The 21,036-nt window shown below is 43.4% G+C and carries 18 protein-coding genes; 14 read left to right on the top strand and 4 right to left on the bottom strand.

Features of this window, described 5'->3' with window-relative positions; genetic code table 11:
• Window positions 1-30 precede the first annotated feature (30 nt).
• Window positions 31-1,083: a phosphate/phosphite/phosphonate ABC transporter substrate-binding protein gene (locus tag RXV91_RS02105; protein ID WP_316438466.1), complete on the bottom strand. Its 1,053-nt coding sequence runs from the start codon at window positions 1,081-1,083 to the stop codon at window positions 31-33.
• Window positions 1,084-1,362: 279 nt separating this feature from the next.
• On the opposite strand from RXV91_RS02105, the gene tsaB reads away from it, so the two are divergent.
• The 4 genes from tsaB to tsaD are packed head-to-tail and all read left to right on the top strand — an operon-like array spanning window position 1,363 to window position 4,149.
• Complete coding sequence (tsaB, locus tag RXV91_RS02100; RefSeq protein WP_316438465.1) at window positions 1,363-2,088, top strand: tRNA (adenosine(37)-N6)-threonylcarbamoyltransferase complex dimerization subunit type 1 TsaB; 726 nt, start codon at window positions 1,363-1,365, stop codon at window positions 2,086-2,088.
• Window positions 2,072-2,650, top strand: a complete 579-nt coding sequence (rimI, locus tag RXV91_RS02095) for a ribosomal protein S18-alanine N-acetyltransferase (protein ID WP_021731219.1) — start codon at window positions 2,072-2,074, stop codon at window positions 2,648-2,650. Before tsaB ends, rimI (RXV91_RS02095) begins: the two co-directional genes overlap by 17 nt.
• Window positions 2,643-3,098, top strand: a complete 456-nt coding sequence (gene rimI, locus RXV91_RS02090; RefSeq protein ID WP_316438464.1) for a ribosomal protein S18-alanine N-acetyltransferase — start codon at window positions 2,643-2,645, stop codon at window positions 3,096-3,098. Before rimI (RXV91_RS02095) ends, rimI (RXV91_RS02090) begins: the two co-directional genes overlap by 8 nt.
• A 4-nt stretch (window positions 3,099-3,102) precedes the next feature.
• Window positions 3,103-4,149 carry a tRNA (adenosine(37)-N6)-threonylcarbamoyltransferase complex transferase subunit TsaD gene (gene tsaD, locus RXV91_RS02085; protein ID WP_033609419.1) on the top strand — a complete coding sequence of 349 codons (1,047 nt, stop codon included), beginning with the start codon at window positions 3,103-3,105 and terminating at the stop codon, window positions 4,147-4,149.
• A gap of 76 nt (window positions 4,150-4,225) precedes the next feature.
• Here the strand turns inward: tsaD and RXV91_RS02080 are convergent, their stop codons facing one another.
• Window positions 4,226-6,208, bottom strand: coding sequence for an ABC-F family ATP-binding cassette domain-containing protein (locus tag RXV91_RS02080; RefSeq protein ID WP_316438463.1), 1,983 nt, complete (start codon window positions 6,206-6,208; stop codon window positions 4,226-4,228).
• A gap of 167 nt (window positions 6,209-6,375) precedes the next feature.
• On the opposite strand from RXV91_RS02080, the gene RXV91_RS02075 reads away from it, so the two are divergent.
• Complete coding sequence (locus RXV91_RS02075; protein WP_316438462.1) at window positions 6,376-7,053, top strand: redox-sensing transcriptional repressor Rex; 678 nt, start codon at window positions 6,376-6,378, stop codon at window positions 7,051-7,053.
• Window positions 7,054-7,188: 135 nt separating this feature from the next.
• On the opposite strand, the gene RXV91_RS02070 is transcribed toward RXV91_RS02075, so the two are convergent.
• Complete coding sequence (locus RXV91_RS02070) at window positions 7,189-7,833, bottom strand: type II CAAX endopeptidase family protein (protein WP_316438461.1); 645 nt, start codon at window positions 7,831-7,833, stop codon at window positions 7,189-7,191.
• 192 nt (window positions 7,834-8,025) lie between these two features.
• On the opposite strand from RXV91_RS02070, the gene groES reads away from it, so the two are divergent.
• From groES to RXV91_RS02045, 5 genes are all read left to right on the top strand, one after another.
• The gene (groES, locus tag RXV91_RS02065; protein ID WP_003640985.1) at window positions 8,026-8,310 is read left to right on the top strand and encodes a co-chaperone GroES; all 285 of its coding nucleotides are present in this window, start codon (window positions 8,026-8,028) and stop codon (window positions 8,308-8,310) included.
• A 55-nt stretch (window positions 8,311-8,365) separates the two neighbouring features.
• Window positions 8,366-9,991: a chaperonin GroEL gene (gene groL / locus RXV91_RS02060; RefSeq protein ID WP_021731213.1), complete on the top strand. Its 1,626-nt coding sequence runs from the start codon at window positions 8,366-8,368 to the stop codon at window positions 9,989-9,991.
• Between the two features lie 250 nt (window positions 9,992-10,241).
• Entirely contained in the window at window positions 10,242-12,077 is a 1,836-nt protein-coding gene (locus tag RXV91_RS02055; protein ID WP_316438460.1) for an APC family permease, read from the top strand.
• Between the two features lie 214 nt (window positions 12,078-12,291).
• The gene (locus RXV91_RS02050; RefSeq protein WP_316438459.1) at window positions 12,292-13,389 is read left to right on the top strand and encodes an MraY family glycosyltransferase; all 1,098 of its coding nucleotides are present in this window, start codon (window positions 12,292-12,294) and stop codon (window positions 13,387-13,389) included.
• A 313-nt stretch (window positions 13,390-13,702) separates the two neighbouring features.
• Window positions 13,703-14,608 carry a phosphate ABC transporter substrate-binding protein gene (locus tag RXV91_RS02045; RefSeq protein WP_316438458.1) on the top strand — a complete coding sequence of 302 codons (906 nt, stop codon included), beginning with the start codon at window positions 13,703-13,705 and terminating at the stop codon, window positions 14,606-14,608.
• Between the two features lie 319 nt (window positions 14,609-14,927).
• On the opposite strand, the gene RXV91_RS02040 is transcribed toward RXV91_RS02045, so the two are convergent.
• Entirely contained in the window at window positions 14,928-15,569 is a 642-nt protein-coding gene (locus RXV91_RS02040) for a YigZ family protein (RefSeq protein ID WP_316438457.1), read from the bottom strand.
• Between the two features lie 67 nt (window positions 15,570-15,636).
• Here RXV91_RS02040 and RXV91_RS02035 point away from each other — a divergent pair, with 67 nt between their 5' ends.
• From RXV91_RS02035 to secA, 4 genes are all read left to right on the top strand, one after another.
• Entirely contained in the window at window positions 15,637-16,974 is a 1,338-nt protein-coding gene (locus RXV91_RS02035) for a helicase-related protein (protein ID WP_316438456.1), read from the top strand.
• Between the two features lie 4 nt (window positions 16,975-16,978).
• The gene (locus tag RXV91_RS02030) at window positions 16,979-17,623 is read left to right on the top strand and encodes a ComF family protein (RefSeq protein WP_316438455.1); all 645 of its coding nucleotides are present in this window, start codon (window positions 16,979-16,981) and stop codon (window positions 17,621-17,623) included.
• Between the two features lie 133 nt (window positions 17,624-17,756).
• A complete protein-coding gene (gene hpf, locus RXV91_RS02025) occupies window positions 17,757-18,323 on the top strand; it encodes a ribosome hibernation-promoting factor, HPF/YfiA family (RefSeq protein WP_316438454.1) in 567 nt (188 codons plus the stop codon).
• 324 nt (window positions 18,324-18,647) lie between these two features.
• Entirely contained in the window at window positions 18,648-21,011 is a 2,364-nt protein-coding gene (gene secA, locus RXV91_RS02020) for a preprotein translocase subunit SecA (protein ID WP_316438453.1), read from the top strand.
• Window positions 21,012-21,036: the final 25 nt, after the last annotated feature.

Below are 21,036 nucleotides of genomic sequence, written 5' to 3'. Positions count from 1 at the left end.
TCCTTTCATTGTGAACAAATGGTACGTGGTTTAGTAACCTACTAACTTATGCGTTGGCGCGTACCACTTGTCGGTAACATTAACTAATTTGGACTTTTCAGACTTCTTAGGGAACATCATTGGTGTTTTCGCATTTGGTTCAGAAAAGATCTTTTTGTTTTGAGCAAAGGACTTCGACGTGAACTCAGTGGCAATCTTCTTTTGATCATCTTTGCTGAGGGCTTTGGTGTTGTATACCCATGGGCCTTGTTGAACAGGCATCATGGCAATGTTGACGACTGACTTGCCAGCTAAGCTTGTAAATGGTGCGTCAGCGTTATCCTTAACCGTGAAAGTCGAGCCGACCTTATCCCATGAGCCCTTAGTGACTTTAAGGTATGGCATTAAATCAGCATCATCAAAGGCGGCAACATCGGCATCACCCTTGATTAAGTTGACTGCGGAACCTTGATGGGAGCCACCGTAAAGCACTTTGCTAAAGAATGATCCGCTTTGGGTTAACTTATCTTGGTCAGCCGTTTTGATGTCGAACTCACGTGAGATTTCGGCTGTTGGTACTAAGAATCCTGAAGTTGAACTGTTGGAGACATAAGACATTTTCTTGCCTTTGACATTCTTAATGCTGTACTTACCGTTTTCTTCATACTTTTTGGCATCTTTTTGTTGTACCATTAAGTAGGAGTTATAAGTTGCTTCCTTTAATGTCCCTTTAGCATCGGATTGTGCTGCAAAAGGGACAACATCGTTGTTCTTGTGGTGTGCTTGGATATAACCGTTAGCACCCATGTAGGCAACTTGAGCTTTGCCTGATGCAATTGCTTGGATTGCAACGTTATAGTCGGTAGTGGTTTGTAATTTGACCGTTTTACCCGTTGCTTTTTCAACCGCTTGCTTAATGGCTGTACGCGAACCAGCAAAACTCTTGGCCGATTCATTAGGGTAAAAGACGACCGTAATGGTTTTACTCTTATCCGTACTGCCGCCACCTGATTTAGCGCTGGTACCACTGGCACAACCAGCGAGTCCTAAACCTAAAACCGAAATGAATGAAAGACCTAATAATGACTTACTAACTTTTGACATAGTTTCCAATTACCTCCAAGTAATTTTAGTTACTTGTGTAGCATAACAAGGTATTGTAAATGTGTGGACAAGGATTAGTGAAGTATATGTATAAGTTATGTAAATGATATTTACATTTTGCTTGTAATTTAATGATTGGTAAGGCTGAAGGGTGACTAGCTGGATTAATCATCAGTTGTTTTCGATTTGAATTGGTTGGTTGCTACCAGAAAGCTTTCAAAGTAAGTAAATTATGATAAGATATGTGAAGTAATTCAAAATGAGGAGTTTTTTAAAATTATGAAGTTGTTGGCGATTGATACTTCAAATCGGCCATTGAGTGTCGCAGTATTAGAAGATACCCAGATCTTGGCTACCACGACCACGAATGTTGGTCGGAATCACAGTAGTACATTATTACCAATTATTGAACAGGCTATGGCACAAGCACAGGTTGTACCTAATGATTTGGACCGCATCGTTGTGGCGGCGGGACCCGGATCTTACACGGGGTTACGAATTGGTGTTACGACTGCTAAGACGCTGGCGTTTACATTGAATAAAGCGTTGGTTGGTGTTTCCAGTCTGGCTGTATTGGCAGGTAATATTGTGGCGGAAGGACAGCTGGTTGCACCACTATTTGATGCCCGGCGTGATAATGTTTTTACTGGCTTATATCGAATTGAGCATCATCGACCGGTGACGGTTATTACTGATCGGCATATTAGTGTTGCTGAGTGGGGCCAACAATTAGTCAGTTATAATGAACCGATTACCTTTATTGGCAGTGATGTTGATCAGTACACATCGATATTGCAAACGGCCTTGCCGAATCAGTTTGTTCGTGCTGCTCCGCAACTTGATTTACCGCAAGCGGCAGTGTTAGGGCTACTTGGGCAAACGATGACGCCGGTTGCTGAGATTCATAACTTTGTCCCGAACTATTTACGCCTGACTCAAGCTGAACGCGAGTGGCAGGCCAAGCACCCAGAAAAGGAACATGCGCCCTATGTTGAGAAAATTTAAGGAGTACTTTCAGAAAGTTACCGGTGGTGGTAATCAGCATCGCCAACGTGTGTTAGCAATTCAGAATCACATTGTTACGGTCGGCGAAACCAACTATTACGTTTCGCGGGCCCTGATTACCGACGTTCCCGAAATGTTGGCCATCGAACGGGCAGTATATGCTGGTCAAACTCCATGGGATGAGAACGCCTTTAAGACGGAACTGCGACGCCAGAGTGGTCGCTTCTATATCGTGATGCGTCACGAAGACCGGCTAGTTGCTTTTTGTGGTTGTGTCTTTGATGATCGGCGCCAGGATGCCCATATCACTAATATTGCCGTACATCCTGATGTTCAAGGCCGCGGTCTTGGTCATTTCATGATGCAAGTCATGATTAAACGGGCGCGTAAGTTGGCTTACCAAACGGTGACCCTTGAAGTTCGTTATAGTAATACGACGGCGCAACAATTATATCAGGATTTGGGTTTTGAAAAGACGGGTATCAAGAAACGCTACTATTTTGGTGATCATGAAGATGCCATTGATATGACTTACCGTATTCCAGCGACTACCAATGACTGAACGCCAACTAGTCTCTGCTGAACAGTTAACAGTCCAAGAAATGGCTCAAATTTGTTACCAGTTAGCCACACGTGCGTACCCCAACGGATCACCGTGGCGCCAAGCCACATTTATGGCGGACCTAGCACTGACAACGACTCATTATGAGTTATTATGGTGGCAGCATGACCCAATTGGCTTTATCAGTCGCTCAACGGTTTTAGATGAGACCGAGATTACTAACATTGCCATTGTGCCTACGTATCAGCATCAGGGGCATGCTTATTGGTTATTAATATCGTGTCTTGCGCAACTTACAGCCGGAACAGTCTTTCTAGAAGTTCGTGCTAGTAATTTAGCGGCCCAGCAGTTGTATCGGCGGTGTGGTTTTAAACGAATTGCGATACGGCATGCTTATTATCATGATCCCGAGGAAGATGCGTGGATCATGCGAAAAATTATCAATTAAAAGGATGGGAACTGTGGAAAAACAAAACTTGATTTTAGCGTTTGAATCTAGTTGTGATGAGACGAGTGTGGCCGTGATTAAAAATGGTCACGAAATTTTATCAAACGTGATTGCAACTCAAATTAATAGTCACAAACGGTTTGGCGGTGTTGTTCCAGAAGTTGCCAGTCGTCATCATATCGAACAGATTACGATTTGTATTGAAGCTGCTTTACAAGAGGCCCAAGTCACGTATGAAGACCTGGATGCCGTTGCGGTCACGTATGGTCCAGGGTTAGTGGGAGCGTTATTAGTTGGTGTTAACGCGGCTAAAGTCGTGGCCTATGCGCACCAACTGCCGTTGATTCCGGTTAACCACATGGCGGGACATATTTATGCTGCCCGGTTTGTTAAACCGTTTGAATTTCCGCTAATGGCATTATTAGTTTCTGGCGGTCATACTGAGCTAGTTTATATGCAAGCGGACGGGCAATTTGAAATTATTGGCGAGACGCGCGATGATGCGGCTGGTGAAGCTTATGACAAAATCGGTCGGGTCTTGGGTGTGCCCTATCCAGCCGGTAAGGTCATTGATGAAATGGCGCACCAAGGACATGATACGTTTAACTTTCCACGAGCCATGATCGATGAAGATAATTATGACTTTAGTTTTAGTGGTCTGAAGAGTGCTTTTATCAATACGGTCCACCATGCAGATCAAATCGGTGAAACGCTTGATAAGAATGATTTGGCAGCAAGTTTTCAAGCTAGCGTGGTCGACGTGCTGATGAGCAAGACATTACGCGTTTTAAAGCAGTATCCGGTCAAACAACTTGTTTTAGCCGGTGGGGTCGCTGCTAATCATGGATTACGTGAACGATTACAGCAAGATTTGCCGACTGCTTTTCCCGACACCGAGTTATTACTTGCACCTTTGAAGTTATGTGGTGATAACGGTGCGATGATCGGTGCTGCCGGTTACGTCCAATATCAACACCACCAATTTGGGGATGCAACACTTAATGCTGATCCGGGATTGGCGTTTGATTGGATGCCCGGGATGTTAAAATAATGATCAAAAAAATGGCCGCACGATAACCTATAAGGTTAAAGTGCGACCATTTTTTTGATTTGTTCGTCAATATATATTAATTGAGTTCCTCGAGGGCCTCAGCTTGTTCAGTCCATTCGATTTCAACTTGTTCTTGTTGGGTCGTGATGGCGTCAAGTTCTTTCTGTAGATCTTGCAACTGACCAACATCAGCTGAAACTTCTGGCTGGGCCATTTTTGTCTGAATCTGAGTCGTCTGCGCATCAAGCGTTGTCATCTGTTCTTCTAAAGCAGCGACAGTGCGTTCAAGTTTACGTTTTTCTCGTTGCTGCTGCTTGCTAGCCTGATAATTTTGCTGGCCCGTCGAACGGGGAGTGACAGTTGCTGCGCTAGTTGGGTCAGTCGTCCCAGCGCTGGCGGCTTCTTCAGCAGCTTGACTGGCAGCCGCCGCTGCAATTTCAGCCTGTTCCTGTTTTTTGTCAATGTAATAGTCGTAGTCACCCAAGAAAAGTTCAGTTCCTTCTGGTGAGACTTCTACGACACTGGTTGCAACTTGGTTAATAAAATAACGGTCATGTGAAACGAAGAGTAGGGTACCATCAAAATCGTTGAGGGCTACTTCTAATACTTCACGACTGTCAATATCTAAATGGTTTGTCGGTTCATCAAGAATCAAGAAGTTGTCGTTTTGCATGGCGAGTTTAGTCAGTAGTAACCGGGCCCGCTCGCCACCAGATAGTGCGTGGACGGGTTTATCAACGTCTTCTCCAGTAAAGAGAAAGCTTCCTAGAATGGTTCGGATATCTTTTTCCGGCGTGGTTGGATGTTCATCCCATAATTCACCCAATACTGTCTTCTTGTCATTAAGGTTGCGTTGTTCTTGGTCATAATAACCAGTGACGACGCCAGTGCCAAACACGGCCTTACCCTTAATGAATGGAATTTGGCCCAAGATACTCTTGAGGAAGGTTGATTTACCAATCCCGTTTGGGCCGACGATGGCAATTGCTTCATGTTTTTTAACACTGAGATTATCTGGTTCTGAAAGGATTCGACCGCCGTAACCCACGGCAGCGTCTTTGATGGTCAAAACGATATTTCCACTTTGCTTGGCGGCATGAAAGCCAAAGTGGGCCGTTTTCTCGTCATTATCAGGACGATCTAGTCGTTCCATCTTAGCTAATTGCTTGCGCCGGGCCTGGGCACGTTTTGTCGTAGAAGCTCGAACAATATTACGGTTAACAAAGTCTTCAAGTTTACTAATCTCGGCTTGTTGTTTTTCATAGTGTTTCCACTGAGCTTGAATGCGTGCCGCTTTTTCTTGAACAAACTGATCGTAATTGCCAGTATAATGGACCATTTCATGGTGCGACAGATCATAAACTTCATTAACGACTCGGTCTAGGAAGTAACGGTCATGGCTGACAATAAGCAATGCGCCTGCATATGACTGTAAATAACTTTCTAGCCAAGTTAAAGTTTCAACATCCAAGTGGTTAGTTGGTTCGTCAAGAATAAGTAAGTCGCGTTTTTCAAGTAGTAACTTGGCGAGTGCGAGCTGCGTCTTTTGACCACCTGATAGTTCAGTGACCGATTTATCATAGACATCAGCGTCAAATTGAAATCCGTGTAAAACCCCCCGGATTTCAGCTTGGTACCCGTAACCGTTTTTCTGTTGAAATTCCGTTTGAATTTGGTCATAGGTTTTTAAAGTTTGTTGGTAGGCCTGTTCATTGTTCATAATAGCCGGATCACTGAGTTGATTTTCGAGTTGATGCATTCGATTTTCAATTGCATGTAGTTCGGCGAAGACACTACTCATCTCTTCCCAGATTGTATTATGACTGTCTAGGCCTTGATCTTGGGCCAAGTAACCAATTGTCAGTCCCTTGCGCATCGAAATCTGGCCTTCGTCAGGCACCGTTTCACCAGCAATCATTTTAAGTAAGGTTGATTTGCCGGCGCCATTGCGACCAACGAGGGCCACCCGGGCGTGCTCTTGAATGTCCATTTGTACGTTATCGAACAAGACATCGGCACCAAAACGCCGCATTACCTGCTGTACTTGTAGTAAAATCACGCTTTATTAAGCTCCTTTCACATTTGATTCGTGACATAATTGTAGCATATTGCAACGGTTTGCCCAATTATTTGGAATAATAAGTAATTATTATTTCACAAAGTTGTAGGTTATGCTAGAATAGTGTCAGCAAATTCACAAACTTTTATATAGGAGGACGCGTCCGAATGGCAGAAACAAAAATTCCACGGGCAACGGCAAAACGGTTACCAATTTATTACCGCTACTTGAATATCTTACTAGATGCAGATAAGAAGCGGGTATCATCAACCGAGTTGTCCGAGGCGGTTAAAGTAGATTCAGCAACGATTCGGCGAGACTTTTCGTATTTTGGGGCGCTCGGTAAACGAGGGTATGGATACGATGTTGAAACGTTGCTTGCATTTTTTAAAAAAATTTTGAACCAAGATACCTTAACGAACGTTGCCTTGATTGGGGTCGGGAATTTAGGTCACGCTTTATTAAACTTCAATTTTCACAAAAATAGTAATGTTCGAATTTCAGCGGCCTTTGATGTGAACGAGGCGATTGCCAATACGGTTCAAAGTGGGGTGCCAGTGTACCCAATGACTGAGTTGAAGAAGCAATTGATCGAACAACAGATTGAAATTGCAATTTTAACAGTTCCAACGACGGTTGTTCAGGAAATTACGGATGATTTGGTTGATGCTAACGTGAAGGGAATTATGAACTTCACGCCGTTACGAATTTCGGTTCCAGAAACAGTCCGGGTTCAAAACGTTGACTTGACTAATGAATTGCAAACGTTGATCTACTTTATTGAGCATTACGGTCAGCAATTGGGTGAATCTGGTCATGACGATCAGAATGAGGCTCAAGACTAAGGTATTGCCTTAGTTCTAGAAATTGATAGTGAAAGGTGCCCTGGGAATCAGTCCTAGGGCACCTTTTTGTGTCAATTTTTTATGTGAAACAAGTGTTTAGTGACGGCTACAGTTATTGAGACATACTAGGCTTGATTAATGCAACAATCCAAGCAATGTTGGTAATACGACCGATGCATTCATTAGGATGTGGGCAGTCATAGAAGTTTGAATGCGACCGGTATGCTGGTATAGCCAACAGAATAAGAGGCCGACAAACGCATACAGAATGAAGTGACCGTCCGCATGTGCGAAGCTAAATAACACACTCGCAATTAAGGCAGCTCCAATCTTACCAGTGACCGCGCTCAGATTACCGAAGATAACTTTGCGAAAGACGATTTCTTCCATGATTGGAGCGCCGATAATGATGGCTAGGAAAAAGGCTGGGTATTGCTGGCCAACTGTCAGGAGTGTGGTGGTATTGGTTGAAGCAGTTGACTGGCCTAACAAGGCAGTGATTTTTAGAATAATCAATTGGCCGACGATGACGAGCCCGAGTCCGATCAATCCCCAAAGAATGGTTTTGATCCAATTACTAGGATGCTTTTCAATCACATTTTTAGTTTTCATTCGGCTAGTTAACCAAATGAGCAGGACGGCACCGACCAAGTAATCAACGGTTTGAATAACGAATACTTGAGAACCAAGTTGATGAAAAGCGGTAACTAGAACGCTTGGTAGGGCATAAATAATAAAGTAAATAATGAGAATAAAGATTGATTGGCGGCGATTGACCATCAACTCACGTCCTTTTAAAAGTTTAATTTAAGTTGCATAGCGATAACTGTAAATTTCATTATAGTCGATTTGACATTCTTTGACTAATAATTGACAAATTACTTGCAATCTTGAATTAAAATGATATAGTTGACAATGTAATTAGCACTTGGAACTAAGGAGTGCTAAAAAAGAATAAATGGAGGGATTCACGTGTTAAAACCATTAGGAGATCGCGTTATCTTGCAACAACAAGAAGAAGAAGAACAAACAATTGGTGGGATTGTCATTGCCAATAACGCCAAGGAAAAGCCTCAAAGCGGGAAGGTTGTTGCCGTCAATGACGGTCGTGTTTTAGATAACGGGACAAAAGTTGACCCCAGCGTGAAGGTCGGCGATCAAGTATTATTCGATAAGTATGCCGGTACCGAAGTCAAGTATCAAGGTGCTAAGTACTTGGTATTGCACGAAAAAGATATCGTTGCAATCGAAGACTAATCCATTTAAATTGCGCAACTTAAAATAAATTAAATTCATGAGGTGAATAGAGATAATGGCTAAAGAATTAAAGTTCTCTGAAGATGCACGTTCAGCGATGCTAAAAGGTGTCGATCAATTAGCTGACACAGTTAAGTCAACGTTAGGTCCTAAGGGTCGCAACGTTGTTTTGGAACAATCATATGGTTCACCAACCATTACTAATGATGGTGTAACGATTGCTAAGGCGATCGAATTAGACGATCATTTTGAAAACATGGGTGCTAAGTTAGTTTCTGAAGTTGCTTCAAAGACTAATGATATCGCTGGTGACGGGACGACTACTGCAACGGTCTTAACGCAATCGATTGTTAATGAAGGTATGAAGAACGTTACGGCCGGTGCTAACCCTGTTGGTATTCGTCGTGGGATTGAAGAAGCTACTAAGACGGCGGTTGACTCATTACATGCTATGGCACACGAAGTTAAGACGCAAGAAGATATTGCACAAATCGCTTCTGTATCTTCAGCAAGTGAAGAAACTGGTAAGCTGATTGCCGAAGCCATGGAAAAAGTTGGTCATGATGGTGTGATCACGATTGAAGAATCACGTGGTGTTGATACGAGTTTAGACGTTGTTGAAGGGATGCAATTCGACCGCGGCTACTTATCACAATACATGGTTACTGATAATGATAAGATGGAAGCGGATCTCGACAATCCATATATCTTAATTACTGATAAGAAGATTTCAAACATTCAAGATATCTTACCACTATTACAATCTATCGTTGAACAAGGCAAGCCATTGTTGATCATTGCTGATGACATTTCTGGTGAAGCTTTACCAACCTTGGTCTTGAACAAGATGCGTGGGACGTTTAACGTTGTCGCCGTTAAGGCACCCGGTTTTGGTGATCGGCGTAAGGAACAATTACAAGATATCGCCATCTTAACTGGCGGGACGGTTATCACTGACGACCTTGGCCTTGAATTGAAGGACACGACCATCGATCAATTAGGTCAAGCCAACAAAGTTACGGTTACTAAGGATAACACCACCATTGTTGAAGGCGCTGGTGCCAAAGATGCTATCTCAGAACGGGTTGAATTTATCCGTAACCAAATCAGCGAAACAACTTCTGACTTTGACAAAGAAAAGTTACAAGAACGTTTAGCTAAATTAGCTGGTGGGGTTGCCGTTGTTCGTGTCGGTGCCGCTACTGAAACTGAATTGAAGGAACGTAAATACCGGATTGAAGATGCTTTGAACGCAACTCGGGCCGCCGTTGAAGAAGGCTTTGTTGCCGGTGGTGGTACTGCTTTGATTAACGTTATCAAAGATGTTGCCGCATTGAAGGAAACTGGTGACGTTCAAACTGGGATCAACATTGTTAAGCGTGCTTTGGAAGAACCAGTTCGCCAAATCGCTGAAAATGCTGGTTTGGAAGGCTCTGTTATCGTTGAAAAGATGAAGGAACAAAAGCCAGGTGTTGGTTTCAACGCCGCAACTGATGAATGGGTTGACATGATTGAAGCTGGTATCGTGGACCCAACTAAGGTAACGCGTTCTGCTTTACAAAATGCTGCTTCTGTTTCAGCCTTACTCTTAACGACTGAAGCCGTTGTTGCTGAAAAACCAGATGAAAACGCCCCAGCTGCTCCAGCTGCACCAAACCCAGGTATGGGCGGTATGATGTAAACAAATCGTAACATTAAGCACTTACTCAGCTGAGTAAGTGCTTTTTTAGTGCTGTTAGGGTGTGAATCGACTAGAATAAAGGTATTGATTTATCCATATCAGAGCGGTAGGATTAGTCGTTAACGCAAAATGTGGGTGCAATGAAGTACCCAGTAGTTCAACTGGTAGTATTTATTAATTTAAAGTAGTAGAATCTATTTTGATTCAGTTTACTTGGGATAATTATTTTGGATATAAAGGAGTTATTATCATGTGGCGTTATTTAAAACGGTTAGTTATTGGAAAACCGTTAAAAACCATGGACGAGGGTGGGCAGGCACTCACCAAGTTCAAGGCACTGGCGCTGCTGTCGTCAGATGCGCTATCATCGGTGGCTTATGGTACTGAACAGATTACGACTGTCTTAATCACACTTTCAGCGGCCGCTTTAATGTATCAATTGTACGCGGCGGCACTTGTATTAGTTCTGCTGTTTGCCATCACAATGTCGTACCGGCAAATTATCCGGGCCTATCCGTCTGGTGGGGGCGCCTACGTGGTTGCAAGTACGAACTGGGGACGACCAGCTGGGCTAGTTGCTGGTGGCTCTTTGTTAGTTGACTATATGCTGACTGTCGCGGTTTCTGTGACTTCTGGTACTGAGGCTATTACATCGGCAATTCCGGCATTAGCTAACTACCAAGTGTTAATTGCAGTGTTAATTGTCATTGCAGTTATGGCGTTAAATTTACGCGGAATGCGTGAGTCCGCATCGTTCTTAACATTCCCTGTCTACTTTTTTATTATTATGATTATTGGCATGATTCTATGGGGCGTTATGAATATTGCAAGTGGTAACTTAACTTATCATGCGTCGGCAGCAGTCGGTGCTCCCGTTCAGGGCATGACGCTGGTATTGTTCTTACGAGCTTTCTCGTCTGGGTCGTCGTCATTGACCGGGGTCGAGGCAATCAGTAATGCGGTTCCAAACTTCAAACGGCCAAAACGTAAAAATGCGGCGAATACGTTGGCTATCATGTCGTTAGTCTTGGCAGCGTTCTTTGGTGGAATTACCTACCTAAGTTATTACCTCGGGATTAAACCGCAGGCGGACAATACCGTGTTATCACAAATTGCAACGGCAGTTTTTGGTCACGGCTTATTCTATTACTTGCTACAATTATCGACGGCGCTGATTTTAGCAGTTGCAGCCAATACTGGTTTTTCGGCTTTTCCAATCTTAGCGTACAACTTGGCTAAGGATAAATTCCTACCACATGCTTACATGGATCGTGGGGATCGATTGGGTTATTCCAATGGGATTATCTCATTAGCAGTTGGGGCCATCGCCTTGATTTTTATTTTTCATGGAAAGACGACGCTCTTGATTCCGCTATACGCAGTGGGCGTGTTCGTGCCATTTGCGTTATCACAATCTGGTATGATTGTTCACTGGCTACGTGAGCGTGGTCAATGGTGGTGGATGAAAGCGGCTGTTAACTTGCTAGGGGCCTTGATTTCGCTAGGTTTAGTAGTTACTTTATTCTGGCTCCATTTTGGCAATGTTTGGCCATACTTGATTGTGATGCCACTTTTGCTCTACATGTTCTACCGGATTCACGTGCACTATGACCGGGTTGCGGCCCAGTTACGGGTTGTTGCGAAAGAAAAAGCGGCGATTCATGATTATGACGGTGCAACGGTAATCGTCCTTGTCTCGAATGTGACGCGGGTAACGGCCCAAGCGGTCAACTACGCTCGGTCGATCGGGGATTATGTAATTGCCATGCATGTTTCTTTTGATGAAAATCCTGAAAAGGAACATAAGACGGCGGCAGAATTTAAAGAAACCTTCCCAGACGTACGGTTTGTGGATATCCATTCCTCATATCGCTCAATCGCAACCCCAACGTTACGGTTTTGTGATGTGATTGCAAAACGCGCGGCAGAGCGGAATTTCTCAACGACGGTGCTCGTACCACAATTTGTGCCGAAGAAACCTTGGCAAAATATTTTGCATAACCAGACTAGTTTGCGGTTACGGGCAGTATTAAATTCACGAGAAAATATTATTGTTTCAACTTATAACTACCATTTAAAAGAATAGTAACTTGATATTGAAACTCGGCATAACTGCCGGGTTTTTATTTTTATGTCATAATATGGGTAACTGAGGTTATAATTTAGATGCTGAACCAACTAGGTAGCAGTAAATATGAATGAATTATGTTGCCTTTACTAAGTTTTAGTGAAGCAAGTTGTCAAGTGTCATTGGGATTTGTATAATTATCATAATAGAGTGAGAAGGGAGTTACGCACAAATGATCAGATTTGAAATTTTAGTAAGCCTAGTGGCGACCATGATACTTTCTGCAATCTTGACGCCGTTTGTGCGGAAACTTGCATTTAAAATTGGGGCCGTGGATAAACCAAATGTACGACGGGTCAATAAAATTCCAATGCCGACAATGGGTGGCTTGGCAATTTTTAGTGCTTATACCGTTGGTACGACTGTGTTGTATCTCATGCACCAGTTCCCCAGTCGCATTTTTTTCGCACTACTCGGTGGTGAATTGATTATTATTGCGACTGGTGTTATCGATGATATTTATGAATTAAAGCCGCGTCAAAAAATGTTAGGGATCACGTTAGCTGCCCTAGAGGTTTACTTTATTGGTGGTATTCGGATGACGACCTTCACATTTCCATTGTTGGGATTGATTCACTTTCAATGGTTGAGTCTCCCCGTAACCTTATTATGGATCTTAGCAATCACGAACGCGGTGAACTTAATCGATGGTTTAGATGGATTAGCGACTGGCGTTTCGATTATTTCACTAAGTACGATGGGGATTATTGGTTTGTTTTTCCTAAATGCCAATATGTTTGTTTCGTTATTAATCTTTACTCTAGTTGCCGCGATGATCGGTTTTCTACCCTATAATTTTTTCCCGGCTAGAATTTATCTGGGAGATACCGGTTCACTGTTTATTGGGTTTATGACCGCAGTATTCTCGTTGTTTGGTTTAAAGAATGTGACATTGATTTCAGTGGGGATTCCAGTCATGATTTTAGGCGTTCCGATTACGGATACGGTTTACGCAATGATTCGGCGTATCTTGAATAAGAAGCCAATCTCACAGGCGGATAAGCATCATTTACACCACCGTTTGATGCAATTAGGATTAACCCATCGCCAGACCGTGATGGTGATTTACGGTATTGCGCTCATCTTTTCATTTATTTCATTACTGTATCCAATCTCGTCAATCTGGGGTTCCGTTTTGCTAACAATCGGATTATTACTTGGTTTAGAGTTATTCGTGGAAGCAATCGGATTAGCTGGCGATAATCGTCAGCCGTTATTAGATTGGATCAAAAGGACCGTGGCGCGCTTAACGTCCAAGAGTAACCACTAACAATTAAAAATTATTGAAATGTTACAGGCATCTACCGGGTGGTGAACGGGGATGCCTGTTTTTGGTTAATTATCGTTAAGTTCGCTTAGCTAGACTTTACCAAAACTATACAAGCAATTTACGTAATCGTCATTCACAATTTACAAACGATTAGTAAAATTAAGCTTGTTCCGAAGCAATCAACGATGTACACCCATCGGACGGTGATGCTGCTCCATCACTTGTCGTAGCACTCCTACCCAGTTTTGCTATGATGGGTTGCCAAGTTGGTTGTTTAATTTTGATAGTCAATTGAAGAAGGGGAGTTTCAATTATGAAAAAAACACTGACACTCGGCGCATTAGCAGTAACGATGACCGTTTTACTAGCTGGTTGCGGCAGTAGTTCAGCCACGAGTACGAAGAATACTAGTAGCAGTAGTAGCGGTAGTTCTAAGACCGCTAAGATTGTTGCAACTGGTTCAACAGCGCTACAACCACTAGTGGAACAGGCTGGTCAGGCCTACCAGAATGAACATACCAATGTCACTATTAACGTTCAAGGTGGTGGCTCTGGTGCAGGCTTGAGTCAAGTCGCTAAGGGTTCAGTCAATATTGGGAACTCTGATTTATTTGCGCAAGATCAAAAAGGATTAGATGCCAAAGGGTTAGTTGATCATAAAGTGGCTGTTGTGGGGATGGCCCCGGTTATTAACAAGGATGCTAATGTCACCAATGTTTCTAAAGAACAACTAGTCAAGATTTTCCAAGGTAAGATCACTAACTGGAAAGAAGTTGGTGGTAAGGATGAAAAAATTACCGTGGTTAACCGGGCACAAGGTAGCGGGACCCGTGCAACGTTTGAAAAATGGGGATTAGACAATGCTAAGGTGGCCACTAGTCAAGAACAAGATTCTAATGGGACAGTTCAAAAAATTGTTAGCACTACACCAGGTGCTATCAGTTATTTGGCCTTTTCATACGTCAAGAGTGATGTTCAGGCGCTTTCAATCGACAATGTTAAACCAACGGAAGCTAATGTTGCCACAAACAAATGGAAGATTTGGGCATACGAACACATGTATACTAAGGGACAACCAACCGGGGAATTGAAGAATTTCTTAACATACATGACTTCGAAATCTGTTCAAGGAAGCCTAGTTAAGAAATTAGGATACATTCCGTTGACTTCGATGAAGGTTGATCGTGGGCAGTCAGGTGCAATTACTGATTTAAAATAAAAAATAGTAGCTAAAAAGTTGAGCACACGCTCGACTTTTTTTGTTAACACGGCTAAAGCGGAGGCGAGGTATTAATGACTCGTAAGAATCCGTCTGACTAGCTAGTAAAAAGATGCCGACGAGCGGAAAAGTCAGTTATCAAACAAGCTAATCATAAATACTTGAAATAACTAATCCAGTGTTACTATCCAAGAATCAGATAAATGTCCAAAATTCGCTTGTTCTATATTAAATTCGAAAAGACCAATCTTTTTCAACGTTAGCATGTACACTAATTTGGTTCCTGTTCGTCAATTATATGCGTACCCGCAAGCTACCCCTAAGTACGCGTGACTGGGACTTCTGTATATTGTTCACCTTGTTCAGCAAAGGTAACTTGGCCACTCAGTAAGTTAGTGATGGCTTGCTGAACTGAAGTCATTTCAGATTGGGCCACTGCGATAAGTTGTGTGACTTGAACACCATAGTCAGTTTTGAGTGTTGTCAGTTGATTTTGTTGCAAGTAGTAGGCTAAAGCATCAACATTTCGGTAATCAAGGGTGATTGCGATGCGGGTTTGTAAGACGCGCTGGACCTTACCGCTAACTTCGATGGCTTCAGCTGGGGTACTATTGTAGGCGCGAATAAGACCACCAGCACCAAGTTTAATGCCGCCAAAGTAGCGAGTCACGACCGCCAGTACATCATGTAATTCATTAGTTTTTAAAACTTCTAAGATTGGTGATCCGGCAGTTCCCACCGGCTCACCATCGTCACTCATTCGTTGAATATGGTCATCATCACCAAGCATGTAAGCGAAGCAATTGTGGTTAGCTTTAGGATTAGCTGTGCGGATGGCTGCAATTTTCGTTTGAGCATCTGCTTCGTCACTAATGCGATATAGATGGGCAATAAAACGGGATTTTTTGATAGTTTGTTCAAATACTGTGTCTTGAGTAATGGTGTAGTAAGGATTAGTCAAATTAATCGGTTCCTTTCGTGAATAAGTCGCTAAAGCGCGTATTTGATAGCTGAGAGGGGGGAACTTGATGGAAGCACAAGCATTATATGGCCGTCAGTTAGCGTTATCTGCGCTTGAAGCAACCACATTACCTGCTGGTGTTCAGGTATTACCGGCCATGCAAATTGATGAGCATAACGTTATTTGTCGGCGTTGTGGCAGTTATTTAGATCGACTACGGGCCCAGTTGCCTAAGCAGCAATATTATTGCTACCAATGTTTGAATTTAGGTCGGGTGAGTACACTTGTTAAACTCTATCATATGCCAGAACCAAATGATTTTGCAACGCTCCCGGTCTGCACATGGCAAGGAACGCTGACAACTCAACAAGCGGCCTGTGCCCAGTCGATTCAAGCTAATTTTATTGCTCACAAGCGACAATTGTTATGGGCAGTAACGGGTGCTGGTAAAACTGAAATGTTATTTCCCGGTATTGCATGGGCATTAGCGCATCGATGGCGCGTTGCCATTGCGTCACCACGAGTGGATGTTTGTTTAGAGTTAGCGCCGCGGTTACAAGCGGCCTTTGCCGATGTTCAAATTGCCGTTCTACATGGGCATAATCCAGAGCCGTATCGGTATGCGCAACTGACGATTTGTACGACGCATCAATTGCTGCGCTTTCGCCAAGCATTTGATGTTTTGATTATTGATGAAGTTGATGCGTTTCCATTTGCAGCCAATCCACGCTTAGCATTTGCGGTGAATCAGGCTGCTAAGGTGGAGGGTGCCATTCTTTATTTAACTGCGACGCCGAGTCGGGCTTTATTAAAGCAAGTTCGACGAGGAGAGTTAGCCATCAGCTATTTGCCATTGCGGTTTCATCAACACTTGTTACCACCAATTAAGGTCCGTTTGCAACCTAACTGGCACCAATTATTACTTCAGGGGAAATTGCCACGTTGTCTCGTGCAACAATTACAAAAATATCAGTACAATCATCAGCGCTTTTTGCTCTTTGTTCCCCGGATTCAACAGTTAGCTTCGGTATATGCAGCACTACGTCATTATTGTCCACAAATGGTTGGGCAGACAGTTTATTCGGCAGATCCAGAACGGTTGACCAAGGTCCAACAAATGCGGGCGCAACAGTTGCAATACTTAATTACGACAACGATTTTAGAACGCGGAGTGACCTTTCCGGGCATTGATGTGATTGTTCTTGGTGCGGATGATGACATGTTTTCCACGGCAGCACTCGTTCAAATCGCGGGCCGAGTGGGACGAAGTCGTGAGCGGCCGACTGGTCTTGTTTGGTTTATTTGCCATAGTCACGGCCGGAATGTCAAACGCGCACAGCGTCAGATTCAAACAATCAATCAAAAGGGACGGCGATTACGTGCTACAATGCCTACTGTGCCATAACAATATGTCAACTAAGGTCACGTTGCCATGGATACTTAGTTGGCAGCCGGTATCGTTTCCAGTCGTCTGTTCAGACTGCTGGCAGCGATTTGTGCCTATTGACCGGTTAACGGCGTGTCCAAGTTGTGGACGTGCTCAAAAACAATTACAGCGGTGTCTGGATTGTCAACGTTGGCCTGAATTAGCATCGTTCCACAACGAAGCACTTTTCACTTATAATGACGCAATGCATGACTATTTTCAGCGCTATAAGTTTCAAGGGGATTATCAATTACGCCGAGTATTTGCAACGGTGGTACAGCAGGCCGTAGCTGAGCGGGATGCTGATATTTGTCTAGCAATTCCTGTCACACCAACCACAATGCAAACGCGGGGATTCAATCAAGTTGCGGGCTGGTTAGCTGCTGAACCGGACTCAGTGATAACGACACGAGCGACCGCTAAATCGGTCCCCCAGTCGAAAAAGGGCCGGCAAGCACGATTGCAGACCTCTCAGCCATTCAGCATAGTAGGGAAGACCACGCTGACTAATCAGCATATTTTATTAGTGGATGATATTTATACGACTGGTCGGACGATTCGCCACGCGGCCGCACTACTTTTGGAAAACGGTGCCAAGAGCGTGACAGGGCTAACCCTTGCCCGCTAATTTGAATGGAAAGTGGCATTTGGATTGTTTATTGTAGCGCTTTCTATTATAATAAGTTTAAGCAAAGTAATTAAAGAGTGGTCCTTTAATTACTTTGGGTACACAGCAATGTGTGTGAAGGGAGAGAAGATCTATGCTAAATTTTAATATTCGCGGTGAAAATATCGAAGTGACCCAAGCAATTCGGGACTACGTTCAAAAACGGGTGGGTAAGTTACAGAAGTACTTTGACAAACAGGTTGACGCAATTGCCCATGTCAACTTAAAAGTTCACCCAGACAAGACGGCTAAAGTCGAAGTCACTATTCCACTTCCCTATTTAGTTCTCCGGGCAGAAGAAACTTCTCCTGATATGTATGCGAGTGTTGATTTGGTGACTGACAAGTTGGAACGCCAAATCCGCAAGTATAAAACTAAGGTTAACCGCAAATCCCGTGAAAAGGGTTATAAAGCGATTGACTTTGCAGCGACTGATGAAACAGTTGCCGCTGTCGACAATGATCAGGACGATAAGTTAGACGTTGTACGCACCAAACGAGTGGCGTTAAAGCCAATGGATAATGAAGAAGCGATTCTACAAATGGATATGCTCGGCCATGACTTCTTTATCTACGAAGATGCGGAAACGGATGCCATTAACATCGTCTATCGGCGTAACGATGGTCGTTATGGTTTGATTGAAACCGACGATAATCACTAATTTTAAAAGTGCAACTTATGAGAACTGGTCAGTTGGCCAGTTCTTTATTTTTGATGAGTAAGCCCGGTTCAGTGATTATGCATGAGAGTCATTCAGCCCAACGTGGCTCGTCAGAATTAAAAAGAGGGGGTTAGTGCTTGTGACGACGTTGTTAAAGACTAATATTTAGTTAAGGATGTAAATAAAGCGTTGAACGGTATCGGTTACATAGGGGCCTGTGGTTTTCATTACTAGTAAATAATGGTAAAATGACAGATGGTATTTTATTTTGAAATGGACAATTGAAATTAAAATTAAGATTAATTATTTGGAGAGGATACGTAAATGGCCAACATTTTAAAACGCTGGGTTGAAAGCGACAAGCGGATTATTCGGCGTCTGGATAAGATTGCTAATAAAGTTGAAGCTTATGCTGACGAATACGCCAAGTTAAGTGATGCTGACTTGCAAGCGAAAACCCCAGAATTTCGTGAACGGTACAAGGAGGGCGAATCGTTAGACGATTTGTTGCCAGAAGCATTTGCAACGGCGCGTGAAGGTGCAAAACGGGTACTTGGATTATATCCATTCCACGTTCAAATTCTTGGTGGTATCGTGTTACACGAGGGTGATATCGCTGAAATGAAGACTGGTGAAGGGAAGACCTTAACGGCCACCATGCCAGTTTATTTGAATGCGATCTCTGGTAAGGGTGTCCACGTTGTAACGGTTAATGAATACTTATCAGCGCGTGACGCGACTGAGATGGGCGAACTTTACAACTGGTTAGGAATGAGTGTCGGTATTAATGGGGCTGAAAAGTCACCAGAAGAAAAGCGCGCAGCTTATAATGCCGATATTACTTACTCAACGAACGGTGAAATTGGGTTTGATTATTTACGTGATAACATGGTGGTTTATCGTGAAGATATGGTCCAACGGCCACTGAATTTCGCAATTATTGATGAAGTGGACTCCATTTTAATCGATGAGGCGCGGACACCATTAATCATTTCTGGTCAGTCGGAAGGAACGACCGGGATGTATAAGCGGGCTGATCGGTTTGCCAAGACGTTAACCAAGGATGAAGATTACAAGGTTGACTTGGAATCTAAGACTGTTGCATTATTAGACGAAGGAATTCGGAAGGCTGAAAAGTACTTTGGCTTGGAAAATCTTTATGATACTGATAATACGGCGCTGAACCATTACTTGGATGAAGCCTTACGTGCTAATTACATCATGCTGAAGGATAAAGACTACGTGATTTCCGATGGTCAAGCATTGATTGTTGATTCCTTTACGGGACGGATCATGGATGGTCGGCGTTTCTCTGATGGTTTGCATCAAGCAATCGAAGCTAAAGAACATGTTGAGATTCAAGAAGAAACCAAGACAATGGCGAATATCACGTACCAAAACTTATTCCGGATGTACAAAAAGTTATCTGGGATGACTGGGACGGCTAAGACGGAACAAGAAGAATTCCGCGAAATCTATAACATGGAAGTTATTACGATTCCAACCAACCGGCCCATGATTCGTGATGATCGTTCAGATTTGCTTTACCCAACGTTACAAAGTAAGTTTAACGCCGTGGTTAAAGAAATTAAACAACTCCACGAAAAGGGGCAACCAATGTTAATTGGGACCGTTGCCGTGGAAACATCAGAGTACTTATCGCATCGTTTGGATGAGGAAAATATTCCGCACGTGGTTCTGAACGCTAAGAACCATGCGAAGGAAGCCGATATTGTGGCGAACGCTGGTCAACGCGGTGCAGTTACAATTGCCACCAACATGGCTGGTCGTGGGACTGATATTAAATTGGGACCGGGTGTTAAAGAGGTCGGCGGGTTAGCTGTCATTGGGACTGAACGGCATGAGTCCCGACGGATCGATAACCAATTGCGGGGCCGTGCTGGTCGTCAAGGTGATCCTGGTATGTCACAATTCTACCTCTCACTTGAAGATGATTTGATGCTACGGTTCGGTTCAGAACGGATCAAGAACTTCTTACAACGGATGAACGTTGAAGATGATGATGCGGTCATTCAATCACGAATGATTACTCGCCAAGTTGAATCAGCTCAAAAACGGGTTGAAGGGAATAACTATGATTCCCGGAAGAACGTTTTACAATATGATGATGTCATGCGGGCACAACGTGAAGTGATTTACGGTGAGCGCCAACAAGTCATTATGGAAGAAAAATCCTTGAAGCCGGTCATTATGCCAATGATCAAGCGGACTGTCGAACGGACGGTACAACTTCACATGCAGGGTGATTCCAAGGATTGGGATTTGGATGCGGTCGTTGATTTTGCTCAAGCAGCAATGGTCAAGGAAGACTCGATTAGTGTGGCTGATTTAAAGGGCAAGTCACCAGCGGAGGTTGAGACTTACTTGATGGACCGCGTTGATAAGATTTATGCGGATAAGGCTAAACAGCTTTATGATGCTGGTCAGATGCTAGAATTTGAAAAAGTCGTTATTTTACGAGTGGTCGATTCACATTGGACGGACCATATTGATGCGATGGATCAATTACGACAATCGATCGGTTTGCGGGGCTATGGTCAGTTGAATCCATTAGTTGAATACCAACGTGATGGTTATCAGATGTTTGAAGAAATGGTTGCAGATATTGATTACGATACGACCCGTCTCTTCATGAAGTCCGAAATTCGCCAAAATATTCAACGTTAAAATTTAACGTTAGTGCTAGCGAGTC

Source organism: Lactiplantibacillus sp. DA1 (assembly GCF_032681335.1).
GTDB lineage: Bacteria > Bacillota > Bacilli > Lactobacillales > Lactobacillaceae > Lactiplantibacillus.
This window is presented reverse-complemented; position numbering and strand designations above follow the sequence as displayed.

Excerpts from the sequence above, each read along its gene's own strand:
- RXV91_RS02105 (WP_316438466.1), bottom strand. The coding sequence starts at position 1,083 with ATGTCAAAAGTTAGTAAGTCATTATTAGGTCTTTCATTCATTTCGGTT.
- tsaB (WP_316438465.1), top strand. The coding sequence starts at position 1,363 with ATGAAGTTGTTGGCGATTGATACTTCAAATCGGCCATTGAGTGTCGCA.
- rimI (WP_021731219.1), top strand. The coding sequence starts at position 2,072 with ATGTTGAGAAAATTTAAGGAGTACTTTCAGAAAGTTACCGGTGGTGGT.
- rimI (WP_316438464.1), top strand. The coding sequence starts at position 2,643 with ATGACTGAACGCCAACTAGTCTCTGCTGAACAGTTAACAGTCCAAGAA.
- tsaD (WP_033609419.1), top strand. The coding sequence starts at position 3,103 with ATGGGAACTGTGGAAAAACAAAACTTGATTTTAGCGTTTGAATCTAGT.
- RXV91_RS02075 (WP_316438462.1), top strand. The coding sequence starts at position 6,376 with ATGGCAGAAACAAAAATTCCACGGGCAACGGCAAAACGGTTACCAATT.
- RXV91_RS02070 (WP_316438461.1), bottom strand. The coding sequence starts at position 7,833 with ATGGTCAATCGCCGCCAATCAATCTTTATTCTCATTATTTACTTTATT.
- groL (WP_021731213.1), top strand. The coding sequence starts at position 8,366 with ATGGCTAAAGAATTAAAGTTCTCTGAAGATGCACGTTCAGCGATGCTA.
- RXV91_RS02055 (WP_316438460.1), top strand. The coding sequence starts at position 10,242 with ATGTGGCGTTATTTAAAACGGTTAGTTATTGGAAAACCGTTAAAAACC.
- RXV91_RS02050 (WP_316438459.1), top strand. The coding sequence starts at position 12,292 with ATGATCAGATTTGAAATTTTAGTAAGCCTAGTGGCGACCATGATACTT.
- RXV91_RS02045 (WP_316438458.1), top strand. The coding sequence starts at position 13,703 with ATGAAAAAAACACTGACACTCGGCGCATTAGCAGTAACGATGACCGTT.
- RXV91_RS02035 (WP_316438456.1), top strand. The coding sequence starts at position 15,637 with ATGGAAGCACAAGCATTATATGGCCGTCAGTTAGCGTTATCTGCGCTT.
- RXV91_RS02030 (WP_316438455.1), top strand. The coding sequence starts at position 16,979 with ATGTCAACTAAGGTCACGTTGCCATGGATACTTAGTTGGCAGCCGGTA.
- hpf (WP_316438454.1), top strand. The coding sequence starts at position 17,757 with ATGCTAAATTTTAATATTCGCGGTGAAAATATCGAAGTGACCCAAGCA.
- secA (WP_316438453.1), top strand. The coding sequence starts at position 18,648 with ATGGCCAACATTTTAAAACGCTGGGTTGAAAGCGACAAGCGGATTATT.